Genomic DNA, 13,485 nt, shown 5'->3' with positions numbered 1-13,485 from the left:
CCCGAATTGCCCGTCACCAGGCTTTATCGTAAATCGTCTATCGATACCGGCTGTATTGCTTCTCGCAGGAATTCTGCGAGTTCGCTCAGTGCCCGCGCGGCCTCGGTGACCAGCGCGGCCTGCAGTTGCGCGACATGCCACAGGCCGCGGGTTTCGCTGAAGCGGACGTGCACACCCGCCCCCCGAAGGGCCGTGACCAGCTGTCGGCACTGATCGTGTAACAGTTCGCTCACATCGACCTGCACGTAGGTGGGAGGCAGGCCGAACAGGTCACCGAGCAGGGGCGCGTAGCCCGCCTCGGTGACGGCGGCGTCGCCCAGATAGTGGGCGGCACACGCCTGTGACCACGCCCGGTTGATCACCAGGTCGCGGTCTTTGGTCGGTACCTGGGTCGGGTCGACCCAGGGTGCGATCAGGCCCAGCGCGGCAGGCGCGATGCCGTGGCGGGCCAGCAGTCGCTGCGCCAGGGCCAAGGCCAGGCCGCCACCGGCCGAGTCACCCGCCAGGCAGATCTGCTCGGGCCGGTAGCCGACGTTGTCGACCAGGTCGAGGAACGCGGCCTCGGCGTCGTCGAGGCCGGCCGGGAACGGGTGCTCGGGGGCCAGCCGGTATTCCAGCGAGTACACCGCGCAGGCGCTCTCCCTGGCCAGATGGGCCACCAGCGAGCGGTGCGTGGCCAGCGAACCGACCACGTAGCCACCGCCGTGCAGGTACAGGATCGCGCCGGCGGCGCGCTCCGGCGGGACCGCGTGGGTACGCGAACCCGGAATCGCGGTCTCGGCGATGACCCGCTCGGCCGGGCGGCCCCCCAGCTGCAGCCGCTGGACGATGGAACCGTCCGGCACCAGCTGCAGCAGGGAGACCGCGTCGAGCAGAGCGCGTTGCGCCGCGATCGGCAGGCGGGCGTTGAGTGTCACCCGGAAGACCGGGTCGAGCACCGCCCGCACGATCGGCAGCGGAATCTTGAACTCGCGCATGGGCGTCGTCCTGAGGTCAGTGCGGCATGAAGCGGCCGTTGACCACGGCCGAGATCCGGTTGTAGCCCGAGGCCAGGAAGCGCACGCTCGCGTCGAGCACCTTGGCCTCCCAGCCGATCAGCACGCGCGCGTGACCCTTGCGCACACCCTCGGTGATGGTCTGCGCGGCCATCTCCGGGCTGTGGATCGCCAGGTACTTGTCGAACAGCGAGGCGGTGTTGGCGCCGTCGATGCCCTCGGCGTAGGTGGCGTTGCGCGCCACCGCGGTCTTGATGCCGCCGGGGTGCACGCAGGTGACCTTGACCGGCGCCTTGGAGATCTTCATCTCCTGGTAGAGCGCCTCGGTGAAGCCGCGCACCGCGAACTTGGCCGAGTTGTAGGCCGCCTGGCCGGGCACGGTGACCAGGCCGAACAGGCTGGAGACGTTGACGACGTGACCGTCGCCGGAGTCGATCAGCATCGGCAGGAACGCCTTGGTGCCGTTGACGACGCCCCAGAAATCGACATCCATGATGCGTTCGATGTCTTTGAAGTCGGTCTTGACCACGTCACCGTGGTAGGCGATACCGGCGTTGTTGTAGATCTGGTGCACGACACCGAAGTGGGCCTTCACCGAGTCGGCGTAGAGCAGGAACGCCTCGCGCTCGGCGACATTGAGCCGGTCGGCCTTGACCTGCGCGCCCAGCGCCTCGACCAGGCGCACGGTCTCGGCCAGACCCTCGGCGTCGATGTCGGACAGCGCCAGCTTGGCGCCGCGGCGGGCCAGGTTCTCGGCCAGCGCGCGGCCGATGCCGGACCCGGCGCCCGTGATCACACAGACCTTGTTCGTGAAGTAAGCATCTTTGCTCACTGTGCTGCCACCACTTTCAGTTCGGTGTCGGAGTCGGTCGAAGAAGTCGTGTCGTAGGCAGCGACATCGAATTTCTTGGTCAGCCTACGGAACTGGAAGGTGAAATCGGGCCAGAGCGTGGTGTTGTTGCCGTGCTTGTCCATGTACCAGCTGGCACAGCCGCCGTTCATCCACACGCTGTCGGCCATCTTCGCCTGCAGTGCGGTGTTGTACGTGTCGACCACGTCTTTGCGGACCTCGACGGTACGCAGGCCCTCGGCGTCGATGGTGGCCAGGGCGTCGGCCACGTAGTTGATCTGCGATTCGATCATGAACACCATCGAGGTGTGGCCCAGGCCCACGTTCGGGCCGAGCAGGAAGAACATGTTGGGGAAGTTCTCGATGGTCGAGCCCTTGTAGCCGCGCTGGCCGACCTCGTCGAACTGCTCGGCCAGGGTCTGTCCGGTCTTGCCGATGATGCCCTCGAAGGCGGGGGAGTCGGTGACGTGGAAGCCGGTGGCCACGATCAGCGCGTCGATCTCGCGCTCGGTGCCGTCCTTGGTGACGATCGAGCCCGCCTTCACCTCGGCGATGCCGTTGGTGACGACCTCGACATTGTCGCGGTCGATGGCCGGGTAGTACTCGTTGGAGATCAGCATGCGCTTGCAGCCGATGCGGTAGTCCGGGGTGACCAGCGCGCGCTTGACCGGGTTGCGGACCTCGGCCAGCAGCTTGCCGCGCGAGATGGTCTCGAAGATCTTCATCAGCGCGGGGTACTTGGCCAGGCCGACCACCTGGGTCTCGCGGGCGGCGTAGATGGCCGCGCGCGAGAGGCGCTGCACGCCCGGGATGTACTTGAACGCCAGGCGCTCGGGCAGGAAGTACGGGCGGTCCATGCGCGGCAGCAGCCAGGGCGCGGTGCGCTGGTAGAGGTCGAGGTGGGCGACCTTGCTCGCGATGGCGGGCACGATCTGGATGGCCGAGGCGCCGGTGCCGATCACGGCGACGCGCTTGCCGGTCAGGTCCACCTCGTGGTCCCAGCGGGCCGAGTGGAAGATCTCGCCGGCGAAGTCGTTGATGCCCTTGATGTCGGGTAGCGAGGGCTCACAGAGGGCCCCGACCGCGGAGACGACGGTCTCGGCGGTGAAATCGCCCTTGCTGGTGGTGATGTCCCAGCGGGCGGTCTCGGCGTTCCAGCGCATGCCGAGCACATCGCAGTCGAACAGGTGCTTGTCGAGCACATTGTTCTTTTCGGCGACGCCGCGGATGTAGGCCTGGATCTCGCCCTGCTTGGAGAACGAGCGCGACCAGTCGGGGTTCAGCGCGAAGGAGTACGAGTACAGGTGCGAGGGCACGTCGCAGGCGGCACCGGGGTAGGTGTTGTCGCGCCAGGTGCCGCCGACATCGCTGCCGCGCTCGAGCACGAGGAAATCGTCACGACCCTGCTGATGCAGGCGGATGGCCATGCCGAGGCCCGCGAACCCGCTGCCGACGATGATCGTCTTGATGTGGCGGGCGGCGCTGCGGTCGACAACTTTGTCTGTAACCTTGCGACTCATGTACAGCAGACTACGGTCTTATTGAGCCGGAGTCAACAGCTATTGAATCGAGTTCAGTAGCGCTACGATGGGCGGCGTGACCATCAGGACTTCCGGCGAGACCAAGCGCATCCGGCTCAGCCCCGAGGAGCGTCGGCAGCAGCTGATCACCCTCGGTGCCGAAATGCTGGCCGGGCGTTCGCTCGAGGACATCTCGGTCGACGACATCGCCAAGCAGGCAGGCATCTCGCGTGGCCTGCTGTTCCACTACTTCGCGTCCAAGCAGGAGTTCCACGAGGCCATCGCCCGGCACGTGATCGAGGAGTTCTACACCGCGATCGCCCCGAACCGGGAGTTGTCGCTGTTCGACATGCTGCGCGATTCGATCGACCGTTTCGTCGACTACGTCACCGAGCACTCCGCGTCCTACCGCTCGGTGCTGCGCGGCCCGGCCAGCATCACCCCGGAGATGTCGGGCTACGTCGACAGCACCCGCGCCACCATCGCCGACCTCATCGTCAGCGAACTGCCGCTACCGCCCAGCGACCCGGACCTGGCCCGGCTCACCCTCGCCATCCGCGGCTGGATCGCCTTCGTCGAGGAGACCATCCTCACCTGGATGCTCGAAAAGCCGGTCACCCGTGAGCAATTGGTCGAACTGCTGGTGGAGTCACTGCCCGCGCTGGCCTTGAGCCCCGCGCTGATCACCGCGCTCCAGAGCTGAGGTCAACGCTGTGCGCGGCGGGCGAGCAGTCGGATCGTCACCACGGCCGCGCAGGCCGCCGCCGCGACCACCACGAGCGCCGTGATCGAGGGCGATGTCCAGAACATCAGAACCAGCGCTGCCAGGCCGACCGCGCACCAGCTCGCCAGGCCGGGTCGGCGGATGATCGCCGCCCAGCCCGTCGCGATCCGTGCCCGCACCGCTCGCGCGGGACGTGACGGCCCGGTCAGCAGCGCGAACACCACCAGCACGGCGCCGTAGGCGGCGACCACGCGCAGCTTCTCGCGCACCGGGTCGGTGACGGTGTCGAACAGCAGGCGCGCGACCTCCGGATTCAGCGACACCGCCGAGAGGTAGAAGTGACGGCCGAGCGCGATCGCCACCGCGAGCAGTGCCATGGCGGCGATCAGGATCGCGCCGTGCAGGGCGACCGCGCGGCGGCGGGTGCCCGGTGGGGCGATCACGATCGCGGCGACGGCCAGCAGCAGCGCGAGCACCGGCAGCCCGGTGGCCGCCCGGTCGAGCAGTCGGGTCCAGTGCTGGGCCCGCGCGATCCGTTCGTCCTGGAAGACGACCACTTCCGCGGTCATCGTGCGCGATTCGCCGGAGACCTCCACGCCGCGCTCCCGCAGCCGTTGTCGCACGACCTCCACGACCTGGTCGAGCGGGACGCGCACCGTGCCGTCTTCGTCGACCTCGAGTGGTCCGGAGCCGGTGAGCACCCCGCTCACCGCGGTGTGCGCCCCGCGATTGGCCGAGGTCCACAGCTCGGCGAACTGCTCGCTGCGCACCACCGATTCGGTGGTCTCGCGGACCAGATCGTCGAGCTCGGCGCGGAGCAGAGCGGGCAGGGCGCGCAGGGCGGCCTGCAGGCGGGGTGAGTCCGCGGCGGTGTCGTCATCGGTGAGGGCGGCGGCGAGGTCCTGGGCCAGGGATGTGTCGTCGAGGCGGTTCAGGATCGCCGCGCTGACCTGGTCGGTGACCGCGTCCTGGATGGCCGGTTCGGTGGCCAGTGGGCCCACGATGGCGACGTAGCGGTCGGTGTCGAGCAGGTCCGAGTGCAGATAGCGGGCCAGCACCCCGGCGATCACCAGCACGCCGGTGAGCAGCAGGAGCACGACGGTGACGGTGAACCGGAACCGGCTCGCCTTCGGGGAATGCCGCTCGCCCATCTGCCCTCCTCGGCGGAAGTGCTGGTCGGGCTCAGAATACGACCGTGGGCGAGGATCGCCGCCGGTCCCGGCCGGACGGGCGCGTTGCGGGATCGAGACCGTTGTCGCGGCTAACGAAGCGGTGTCCGCGTCCGACATACGGGTGCGGGGAAAGCATGTTTTCCGGTGTCGGGAAAGACCCCAAAACTGTTGTGCCCCTTGGTAATTCGTATTCCGAATCGAGACCTTTACGGTGGTTAACGGCTTCTGTGCCTGCCGCGAAGTACGGAACATGACTCTCACGAACAGCAAGTCCTCGCTTCCCCGCCGCGCCGGGATCGCCACCTTGGCCGCCGTCGCCGCCCTGGTCGGTCTCACCGGCCCGGCCACCGCGATCCCCAGCGATCCGACGGTCCAGTTCACCCCGACCCTCAGCCGCACGCCCGGTGCCAACTGCGCCGCGATCATCAATGCCTCGACCGTGCCGCAGCCGCAGTCCGGCCAGTTCGGCGTCAAGGTGAACATCACCCAGACCGGCGATTTCTGCCAGTCCTACCGCATCGCGGTGCGCTGGCGGAACCTCGACTCCGGCTACAGCGACGGCCAGTCGCACCGCGTGGAGAACGGCGCGCTCGTCGGCCTGCCCGACGGCGTGATCACCGGCATGGGGATGGGCCCCGGCGCGGGCCGGGTCGAGGCCTGGATCGTCACCACCGACGAGACCCTGCTGCAGCACCAGGAGCTCGAGCACATCTCCGGCCGGGCGAGCTTCACGCTCGGCTGATCGTCAGTCCGAACCCCGGGGGCGGGCGCGCAGATGAGCGCGCTCGCCCTGCTTGCCGAAGAGGCTGAGGAACTCGACCGGCTGGTCGTCGGCGGCGCCGAACCAGTGCGGGACATGGGTGTCGAACTCGGCGGCCTCGCCGGGGGTGAGCACGATGTCGTTGTCGCCGAGGATCAGGCGCAGGCGGCCGTTGAGCACGTAGAGCCACTCGTAACCCTCGTGCACCTGCGGGGTCTGCGGCCGGTCGGTCGCGCCCGGGGCGATGATCATCTTGAACGCCTGGATGCCGCCCGCGCGCTTGGTGAGCGGGAGCATGGTCATGCCGTGGCGGGTGATCGGACGCATGTGGATGCGTGGGTCGCCGGTGGCGGGGGCGTCGACGAGTTCGTCGAGGGTCACCCCGTGTGCCTTGGCCAGGGGGAGCAGCAGTTCGAGGGTGGGTTTGCGGTCGCCGGACTCCAGTCGCGACAGCGTGCTGACCGAGATGCCGGTCTCCTGGGAAAGGTCGGCCAGGGTGGTGCGGCGCTGCGAGCGCAGGGCGCGCAGGCGGGGGCCGACCGAGTCGAGGGTCTGTTCGAGGTCGTCCATGTCATCCAGTTTGCCATAGCGGCAAATAACCTTGCCGGTTCGGCGGGGTGGTCGGCATGGTGGTCGGCGAAGGAGGTCGAGATGAACGATTCGTATGACGTGGTGGTGATCGGCGGTGGCGCCGCCGGCCTGAACGGGGCACTGATGCTGGCCCGCTCGCGACGCTCGGTCCTGGTGATCGACGCGGGCTCGCCCCGCAACGCACCCGCCGAGGGTGTGCACGGACTGCTGGCCCGCGACGGGACGCCGCCCGCGCAACTGGTCGCGCAGGGGCGGGCCGAGGTGGTCGGGTACGGCGGGGAGGTGGTGGACGGGGTTGTCGTCGCGGTCGATCGGATCGACGGGAGCGATCAGGACTCGGTGCCCGGTCTCGCCGACGTGGCCGATCCTCGCGGTGCGGAAACGCTTGCCGGGGCGCAGGATTCGCCCGGATTCCGGGTGACCCTCGCCGACGGGCGGACCGTGCGGGCCCGGCGCCTGCTCGTGACCACCGGCATCACCGATGTGCTTCCGGAGATCCCCGGTCTGCGCGAACACTGGGGGCACGACGTGCTGCACTGCCCGTACTGCCACGGCTGGGAGGTGCGCGATCGGCGTATCGCCGTGCTCGCGAGCGGTCCGATGTCGGTGCACCAGGCGCTGCTGTTCAGTCAGCTCAGCGACGATGTCGTCTACCTGGCGCACACCGCGCAGGCACCGGGTGACGAGGATGCCGAGAAGCTGGCCGCGCGGGGCATCCGGATCGTGGAAGGCGAAGTCACCGAGGTCCTCTCGGCCGCCGACCGGCTCGCCGGAGTCCGCCTGGCCGACGGCACTGTGCTCGAACGCGACGCCCTCGTGGTCGCCCCGCGCTCGAGCATCCGCGCCGATTTCCTCACCGGTCTCGGACTGCCCCCGCAGCCGCACCCGTCGGGCATGGGTGATCACCTCCCCGCCGACCCGGTCGGCCGCACCGCCGTCCCCGGCGTCTGGATCGCGGGCAATCTCAGCGAGCCCACCGCCCAGGTCGGCGCAGCCTCGGCCGCGGGCGCGATGGCGGGCGCGCAGATCAACGCGGAACTGGTGATGGCCGAGACCGCCGCCGCGGTCGCCGCCCGCCGCGTCACCCAGCCCGTGCGATCGTGATCCCGGGGGCTGGTCCGCGGGTGCTGTCCACGCCTCGCGGACCAGCCGCCGCGCTGCGTCTGAGCAGCGATAATGCCCACTTGGTGCCGCTGCCGGTGTGCCATACTGGGCGGTGTCAGATGATCGCCGTACAATGAGCGAGGAACCGATGACAGCGGAGCCGATGCCACCGGGGGGCCGGGCCCCGTTGAGCTGGCCGGTGCCGCCACCGGGGGGATATTTCGCCGAGGACCTGGACCATCTGAGTGAACTGCCGCCGCACACTCAGTTGATCGACGGGAGCTTGGTTTTCGTGAGTCCGCAGATGATGTTTCACCTGCTTCTCATCCGATTCCTCGAATGGCAGCTGCTCGCGCAGATTCCCGGGGAGTACACCGTCATCCGTGAGATGACAGTGACGCTGGGTGCGCGGCAACGACCTGAACCCGACGTCATGGTTGTCGACACGGCGGCATTCACCGGGCTCGACCAGACCACGTTCCGTCCGGAGGACGTCGTCCTCGCGATCGAGGTCGTCTCCCCGGACTCCGTCGAACGCGACCGTCACCGCAAGCCCCAGCTCTACGCCGAAGCGGGTATCCCACACTTCTGGCGCGTCGAGAATGTCGACGGCCGGGCGGTGGTCTACGCCTACCAGCTCGACCCGGCGACAGGGAAGTACTCGACCACCGGCATCCACCACGGCCGCATGAAGGTCGACCTCCCCTTCCCCCTCGACCTGGACCTCGCCCGCGCCGTCGACCCCAAGGGCTCCGCCGACTGACTTCCCCGATTCACCGCCGCGCGAGCGCGGTGTCGATCGCCGCGGTGAGCAGGGTGTGGGCCCGGTCGGGGGAGATCTGGCCGAGGGTGGCGTGCAGGGCCAGGCCGTCGAGGAGGGCGAGGAGGGCGTCGGCGGCGGTGGTGGGATCGGGGTGGTCGGGGAGCATCGTGGCGAGATAGTCGCGGAAGGACCGTCCGTTGGTGGCCATGGTCGCGGCGACCTGGGGGCGGACGGACGCGAATGCCAGATAGCCGATGAGGCTGCGGGCGTCGGCGGCCGAGTCGGCGTCGGTGGGGAGCAGTGCGGTGAGGATCTGGCGCAGGCTGGGGTCCGTGCCCGCGGTGGCGACGCGGGCGCCGATCCGTTCGGCGATGGCGCCCGCCGCGTACTCCATCATGGAGTCCTTGCTGGGGAAATAGTGCTGTACCTGCCCCGCCGAGACGCCCGCTTCGGCGGCGACATTCCGCAGGCTGATGGCCTCCAGGCCCTCGCGCGCGAGCAATCGCATCACCGCGTCGCTGATCGCCGCCCGCCGTGCCTCATGATCCACCCGTTTCGGCATGGACCCATCTTTTCACGATGCAGTCGTATTGCCATATGGGCCTGCCGTTCTTTACGATGCATCTGTATTGCAAAGGAGGGGTTCGATGCGTGCGATGGTGCTGGGGTTCATCCGGCTGGAGACGGATATGTGGGTGAGCCTCGTGCGGGCGGTCGCGCGCAGGCCCGACACCGCCGACGGCGTGCCGATTCGCTACGCGGGCGCGGAATCGCCGGTGCTGTGGGCATTTCTGGTGGTGAGCGCGATCGAGATCCCGGCCGTGCACTTTCTCATCCCGTGGGCGCCGGTGCGGATCGTCGCGCTGGTGCTCGGCATCTGGGGAGTGCTGTTGATGATCGGCATGATCGCCGCGCATCATGTCTATCCCCATGTGCTCACCGGCGAGCGGCTGCGCGTGCGCTACCTGCGCCGCACCCGTCTCGACCTGGATCTGGACGAAGTCCGCGCGGTACACCAGGATCTGAGCGGCTACGACGGGAAATCCTTGCAGCTCAACGGAAAGACGCTGGCGGTCGTCGCGGGGAGTTCGACGAACGTTCGCCTCGACCTCGCCGAGCCCCGGACCTTCGTGACACCGCACGGCGAATTCACGGCGTCGGTCGTCGCGTTCTGGGCCGACGAACCCGGCGCGGCGGTGTCGGCGATCCGCGCGGGAATCGCGCTGAGCCGCACCGGGCGTGACGGCTGAGGACTACTTGTGCCCACCGCCGTGATCGTGACCGGTGGCGCACGTGTCGGTGCGGCGGCCGTCGGTGCCGGCCTGGCCCGCGCCGTGGCCTTCCAGCGCGGCGAAGGGGCCGCACTGGTGGGGCGCGATCCAGACGTGGACCATCGGGTTGCCGGAGCCGGGGTTGATGGAGTTGGGCGGGCAGTTGCCCTGCTCGTCGGTGACGCCGGCGACCTGCGGCCCGTTGTCGCCCGCGCGCCAGCAGAGGTTGTCGTGGACGTGCCACTGCATGAGGGCGCCGCCGTAGTCGACCAGGTCGGGGTCGTCGATCTTCTTGCCCTTGGCGATGTACATGGCCGAGACGAGTGTGCGGTTCGCGCCGTCGACGCGGTAGACCAGCGATTCGGGGCGGGTGGCGTCGAGGAAGGCGTCGTCGCGGAGGTAGCCGGTGTTGATGAAATGCTCGTAGCCGGTGGCGGAGTCGCCGATCGAGCGGAAGCCCAGGGCGCCGACGGTGTTCACGTCGGCGAAGGCGGGCAGGCCGTCGAGGGTGCTGCGGATCAGGGCGGTGGCGCGCTGTTCCTGCTCGGCGGTGACGCCAGGGACGCCGGAGACGTCGACCGGCTGGGTGGGGTCGAACGGGCGCGGCCAGGCGTCGCCGGTGTCGGGATGCTCGCCGTGGGAATGGTCCTCGCCGGCGGCGTGCGCGTGGTCGCCGTCGCCGTGACTGTGCACGTGCCCGACACCGTTGAGCATCGCCGCGAGCGCCAGCACGCCGACCGCGGCGGCCGCGATCCCGGATCGCAACGGCGGCAGACTCGCCCCGGGCCGCACCAGCCCGACCCCGACCGCGAGCACGGCCAGCGCACCCAGCGCGGCACACACCGTGTCGGCCACCTGCGGTGCCTCCGCGGTCAACCCGGCGATCCACGGCACATCCGCGAACCGGGTGAACACCCACATCGCCGCCGCGAACCCGTTCACCGCGAGCACCGACAGCGCGACCGCCTTGCGTTCGGTCACCAGCACCAGCAGCCCGGTCACACACTGCGCCGCCGCGAGCACCACCATCAGCCGCGCCAGTGTCGCGTGCTCGGTGTGCATGCCCGCCGCCAGGAAATGCACGGCGCCCGCCCCGATCGACGCCATCGCGCCGACCAGCAGGTACCCGTTGCGTGTGCCGGTCATCTCGACTCCTGTCCGTCCGTCCGGCGGACACTACCGGCCGGCCGTGAGCCGCACCGGGGAGCCGGATAAGAGAACTCTGTCAGTTGCGCCACGGGAGGGCCGTCGGCTCGGTGCGGGTCTAGTGTCGTCCCGGTGGGGGACATTCGGGGAAGCGCAAAAGCGGGAGGCGGCGGCCTGGTCCCCGCCGTGATCGGGTTCGTTCTCGGGCTGCTGGTACTGGCGGTGGTCATGGTGCTGGACAGCCAGATCCACCCACACCACGTCGTCGACCAGAACCGGCAGCCGGATACGGTCAGCTACGCCGACGGGTCGACCCACTACGTGGCGATCTACGAGACACGCACCCTGCTCGGCAGGGACCGCCACCACCAGATCTATTCCGGCCGCGACCCCTCCCTGTCCTACGGCCACTTCGTCCGCGTCGACTTCACCGGCACCGACAACCTGGAATTCGCCGCGGTCGACTGGCTTCCCGAAGGCGTCCGTCTCCGCTTCGATTCCGGCCACGAACTGTTCATCCCCGCCGAGAAGTTCGTCGGCGGCCGCTGAACGGCGGCCGAGCGGGTGCCAAAGAAATTGTGGGACTGCGAGATTCGTGGTTTGCTATGCGGTTCCGATCCTCGGGACCGTGTAAGAGGAGGCGGCCGCTTCCGTGCGGGACCGCTGTGGCGGCGGGGCGGACTGCCAGGTCATGACGTGGGCCAATGGGTGCGGGGCGTTGGTGTGGAGCGATCAGGGGTGGGTCACGGGCGCGTCGGGACGCACTCGTAGCGAGGCGATTCGCAAGGCCATCGACAACATGTCGGAGCACGTCCCGGTCGCGCGACTGGCCAACTTCGGGTCCTCCGAGCTCAGCGGTACCGAGGTCGTCGACGTGCTCTGCACAGCGAACGCGCGCTGACCACCGACCGGCCGACGGACGCCGGGTGAATCGTGTCGGCCCGCGCCGACGGTGTCGTGCGGTGGCCCACCAAGGGAGGCGAGTTGCCCGGGCCATCGTGGGCACCTAGATTCGATCCGACCCAGGGGTGTCGGGCGATGTCGCGCCCTGGACGGCGCGGTAGAAGGTGGGCAGGGGTGGAACGCGGAACACTGTTCGCCGGTTACACGATCGAACGGCTCCTCGGCACCGGCGGGATGGGGGCGGTGTATCTCGCCGAGCACCCGCGGCTGAACCGCCGGGTCGCGATCAAGGTGCTGGGCCACGGGCTGTCGCTGGACAGCAAGGCGCGCAACGCCTTCGAGCGTGAGGCGACGGTCGCCGCGCGGCTCGAGCATCCCAATATCGTCTCCGTCTACGATCGCAGCGGTCCGCAGGACCCGGTGCTGTGGCTGTCGATGAAATATGTCGCGAGTGGGGACGCGATCGGTCTGCTCGAGGCCGAGCCCGGCGGGCTGAACCCGGCCCGGGCCCTGCGGCTGATCCAGGGCGCCGCCGCGGCGCTGGACTTCGCGCACGAACAGGGTGTGCTGCATCGCGACGTCAAACCCGCGAACCTGCTCGTCGAACGTGACGCGGCGGGCCGGGAGACGGCGCTGCTCACCGACTTCGGTATCGCCCGTACGCTCGATGACACCGTCACCCTGTCCGGGATGGCGGCGACCTTCGCCTACGCCGCACCCGAACGGTTCCACGGGGCCACGGTGGATCATCGGGCCGACATCTACTCCCTCGGCTGCACGCTGTTCCAATTGCTCACCGGCCGAACACCTTTCCCACGCAGCGATCAGGCTGCCGTCATCGCCGCGCACCTCGGCGCGTCACCGCCACGCCCCTCCGAGCTCCGGCCGGAGCTGCCGCGCGCCATCGACGCGGTCATCGCGACCGCGATGGCGAAACGGCCCGAGGATCGATTCGCCCGCTGTGCCGATCTCGCCGCCGCGGCGACCAGGGTGTTCGAACCCGCGGCACCGTCCCCGAGCAGTTCGCCCGCTCTCGCGGCCGGGTCGCCCGATCAGCGGCGGAAACGACGCGGGCCGCTGCTGCCCTGGGCGCTCACCGCCGTGCTGACAGCGGCCACGGTCGCCCTGCTGGTCGTCATGACCACCACCGACCTGATCCGTGGCGAACCGGCCCGGGTCTACACCACGCAGAGTGTCGCGAACGCCTGTGAGCTGCTCGATCCGGCCGCCCTCGAACAGCTCGGCGGGTCGGCGCCCGAATCACCCGTGCACTCCGAATCCGGTGACTCCGATCCGTATTCGAGTCATCACTGCTCGGTCTCCTATCGCGGTCTCGGGGTCACCGTGCTCGCCAAGGTCGTGAACGACGGCCACAGTGCCGAGGCGTTCTTCCACAGCGACCGGGAGTCGGCGCGCGTGTCGGCGACCGGCACGACCGCGGGGGCGCGCACGCTCGGGGTCGGTGACGATTCCTATCTCTACGTGCGCCGTCTGGCCTTCATGTACGGCCCTACCTGCGAGTTCGGCCTCTTCGACGACAACGTGGTCGTCGCGGTCACGCTGCACACACCCGCGACGACGACGGTGGACGAAGCGGAGATGGTGAGTGCCTGTGAGCAGCAGGGACGAGCAGTCTGGGAGCGCCTCGCATGACGCCACGACGACGGTTGTCGCTGCCCTGGCTGG

At 69.0% G+C, this 13,485-nt stretch carries 14 protein-coding genes and 1 pseudogene; 8 read left to right on the top strand and 7 right to left on the bottom strand.

Annotated elements, in window-relative coordinates; translation table 11 throughout:
• Nucleotides 1–23: 23 nt before the first annotated feature.
• From ACFC06_RS12160 to ACFC06_RS12150, 3 genes are read right to left on the bottom strand one after another with little or no spacing between them, the layout of a single operon-like run.
• Nucleotides 24–977, bottom strand: a complete 954-nt coding sequence (locus ACFC06_RS12160; RefSeq protein ID WP_375929796.1) for an alpha/beta hydrolase — start codon at nucleotides 975–977, stop codon at nucleotides 24–26.
• A 16-nt stretch (nucleotides 978–993) separates the two neighbouring features.
• Complete coding sequence (locus ACFC06_RS12155) at nucleotides 994–1,827, bottom strand: SDR family NAD(P)-dependent oxidoreductase (RefSeq protein ID WP_375929795.1); 834 nt, start codon at nucleotides 1,825–1,827, stop codon at nucleotides 994–996.
• Nucleotides 1,824–3,365 (bottom strand): flavin-containing monooxygenase, encoded by a 1,542-nt coding sequence (locus ACFC06_RS12150; RefSeq protein ID WP_375929794.1) that lies wholly within the window; start codon nucleotides 3,363–3,365, stop codon nucleotides 1,824–1,826. The genes ACFC06_RS12155 and ACFC06_RS12150 overlap by 4 nt, the downstream gene beginning before the upstream one ends.
• 67 nt (nucleotides 3,366–3,432) lie before the next feature.
• On the opposite strand from ACFC06_RS12150, the gene ACFC06_RS12145 reads away from it, so the two are divergent.
• Complete coding sequence (locus ACFC06_RS12145; protein WP_375929793.1) at nucleotides 3,433–4,068, top strand: TetR/AcrR family transcriptional regulator; 636 nt, start codon at nucleotides 3,433–3,435, stop codon at nucleotides 4,066–4,068.
• A gap of 2 nt (nucleotides 4,069–4,070) precedes the next feature.
• Here the strand turns inward: ACFC06_RS12145 and ACFC06_RS12140 are convergent, their stop codons facing one another.
• On the bottom strand, nucleotides 4,071–5,240 hold the full coding sequence (locus ACFC06_RS12140; protein ID WP_375929792.1) for a hypothetical protein: 1,170 nt from the start codon (nucleotides 5,238–5,240) through the stop codon (nucleotides 4,071–4,073).
• Between the two features lie 271 nt (nucleotides 5,241–5,511).
• Here ACFC06_RS12140 and ACFC06_RS12135 point away from each other — a divergent pair, with 271 nt between their 5' ends.
• A complete protein-coding gene (locus ACFC06_RS12135; protein ID WP_375929791.1) occupies nucleotides 5,512–6,003 on the top strand; it encodes a hypothetical protein in 492 nt (163 codons plus the stop codon).
• 3 nt (nucleotides 6,004–6,006) lie between these two features.
• On the opposite strand, the gene ACFC06_RS12130 is transcribed toward ACFC06_RS12135, so the two are convergent.
• Entirely contained in the window at nucleotides 6,007–6,591 is a 585-nt protein-coding gene (locus ACFC06_RS12130; RefSeq protein ID WP_375929790.1) for a helix-turn-helix domain-containing protein, read from the bottom strand.
• An 81-nt stretch (nucleotides 6,592–6,672) separates the two neighbouring features.
• On the opposite strand from ACFC06_RS12130, the gene ACFC06_RS12125 reads away from it, so the two are divergent.
• Together ACFC06_RS12125 and ACFC06_RS12120 are read left to right on the top strand one after the other, a co-directional pair.
• On the top strand, nucleotides 6,673–7,716 hold the full coding sequence (locus ACFC06_RS12125) for an NAD(P)/FAD-dependent oxidoreductase (protein ID WP_375929789.1): 1,044 nt from the start codon (nucleotides 6,673–6,675) through the stop codon (nucleotides 7,714–7,716).
• 148 nt (nucleotides 7,717–7,864) lie between these two features.
• Complete coding sequence (locus ACFC06_RS12120; RefSeq protein WP_375929788.1) at nucleotides 7,865–8,479, top strand: Uma2 family endonuclease; 615 nt, start codon at nucleotides 7,865–7,867, stop codon at nucleotides 8,477–8,479.
• Nucleotides 8,480–8,489: 10 nt separating this feature from the next.
• Here the strand turns inward: ACFC06_RS12120 and ACFC06_RS12115 are convergent, their stop codons facing one another.
• Nucleotides 8,490–9,041 carry a TetR/AcrR family transcriptional regulator gene (locus ACFC06_RS12115; protein WP_375929787.1) on the bottom strand — a complete coding sequence of 184 codons (552 nt, stop codon included), beginning with the start codon at nucleotides 9,039–9,041 and terminating at the stop codon, nucleotides 8,490–8,492.
• Nucleotides 9,042–9,126: 85 nt separating this feature from the next.
• Here ACFC06_RS12115 and ACFC06_RS12110 point away from each other — a divergent pair, with 85 nt between their 5' ends.
• Nucleotides 9,127–9,729, top strand: coding sequence for a hypothetical protein (locus tag ACFC06_RS12110; protein ID WP_375929786.1), 603 nt, complete (start codon nucleotides 9,127–9,129; stop codon nucleotides 9,727–9,729).
• 3 nt (nucleotides 9,730–9,732) lie between these two features.
• Here the strand turns inward: ACFC06_RS12110 and ACFC06_RS12105 are convergent, their stop codons facing one another.
• Complete coding sequence (locus ACFC06_RS12105; RefSeq protein ID WP_375929785.1) at nucleotides 9,733–10,896, bottom strand: hypothetical protein; 1,164 nt, start codon at nucleotides 10,894–10,896, stop codon at nucleotides 9,733–9,735.
• A 186-nt stretch (nucleotides 10,897–11,082) separates the two neighbouring features.
• On the opposite strand from ACFC06_RS12105, the gene ACFC06_RS12100 reads away from it, so the two are divergent.
• The 3 genes and pseudogenes from ACFC06_RS12100 (at nucleotide 11,083) to ACFC06_RS12090 (ending at nucleotide 13,452) form a co-directional block, all read left to right on the top strand.
• Nucleotides 11,083–11,445, top strand: coding sequence for a hypothetical protein (locus ACFC06_RS12100; protein ID WP_375929784.1), 363 nt, complete (start codon nucleotides 11,083–11,085; stop codon nucleotides 11,443–11,445).
• A 97-nt stretch (nucleotides 11,446–11,542) separates the two neighbouring features.
• Nucleotides 11,543–11,689 (top strand): annotated as a pseudogene (locus ACFC06_RS12095) (DUF4189 domain-containing protein); the annotation flags it as partial.
• 284 nt (nucleotides 11,690–11,973) lie between these two features.
• Nucleotides 11,974–13,452 carry a serine/threonine-protein kinase gene (locus tag ACFC06_RS12090; RefSeq protein ID WP_375929783.1) on the top strand — a complete coding sequence of 493 codons (1,479 nt, stop codon included), beginning with the start codon at nucleotides 11,974–11,976 and terminating at the stop codon, nucleotides 13,450–13,452.
• The last annotated feature ends 33 nt before the right edge of the window (nucleotides 13,453–13,485 follow it).

The sequence above is a fragment of the Nocardia sp. NPDC056064 genome, from assembly GCF_042266925.1.
In the GTDB taxonomy this organism is placed as follows: Bacteria; Actinomycetota; Actinomycetes; order Mycobacteriales; family Mycobacteriaceae; genus Nocardia.
Note: the sequence above shows the minus strand (reverse complement) of the source record. Positions and strands in the feature narration are given on the sequence as shown.

Bases quoted from the DNA above. Each gene is read 5' to 3' on its own strand.
- ACFC06_RS12160 (WP_375929796.1), bottom strand. From the start codon at position 977: ATGCGCGAGTTCAAGATTCCGCTGCCGATCGTGCGGGCGGTGCTCGAC.
- ACFC06_RS12150 (WP_375929794.1), bottom strand. From the start codon at position 3,365: ATGAGTCGCAAGGTTACAGACAAAGTTGTCGACCGCAGCGCCGCCCGC.
- ACFC06_RS12145 (WP_375929793.1), top strand. From the start codon at position 3,433: ATGGGCGGCGTGACCATCAGGACTTCCGGCGAGACCAAGCGCATCCGG.
- ACFC06_RS12140 (WP_375929792.1), bottom strand. From the start codon at position 5,240: ATGGGCGAGCGGCATTCCCCGAAGGCGAGCCGGTTCCGGTTCACCGTC.
- ACFC06_RS12135 (WP_375929791.1), top strand. From the start codon at position 5,512: ATGACTCTCACGAACAGCAAGTCCTCGCTTCCCCGCCGCGCCGGGATC.
- ACFC06_RS12130 (WP_375929790.1), bottom strand. From the start codon at position 6,591: ATGGACGACCTCGAACAGACCCTCGACTCGGTCGGCCCCCGCCTGCGC.
- ACFC06_RS12125 (WP_375929789.1), top strand. From the start codon at position 6,673: ATGAACGATTCGTATGACGTGGTGGTGATCGGCGGTGGCGCCGCCGGC.
- ACFC06_RS12120 (WP_375929788.1), top strand. From the start codon at position 7,865: ATGACAGCGGAGCCGATGCCACCGGGGGGCCGGGCCCCGTTGAGCTGG.
- ACFC06_RS12115 (WP_375929787.1), bottom strand. From the start codon at position 9,041: ATGCCGAAACGGGTGGATCATGAGGCACGGCGGGCGGCGATCAGCGAC.
- ACFC06_RS12110 (WP_375929786.1), top strand. From the start codon at position 9,127: ATGCGTGCGATGGTGCTGGGGTTCATCCGGCTGGAGACGGATATGTGG.
- ACFC06_RS12105 (WP_375929785.1), bottom strand. From the start codon at position 10,896: ATGACCGGCACACGCAACGGGTACCTGCTGGTCGGCGCGATGGCGTCG.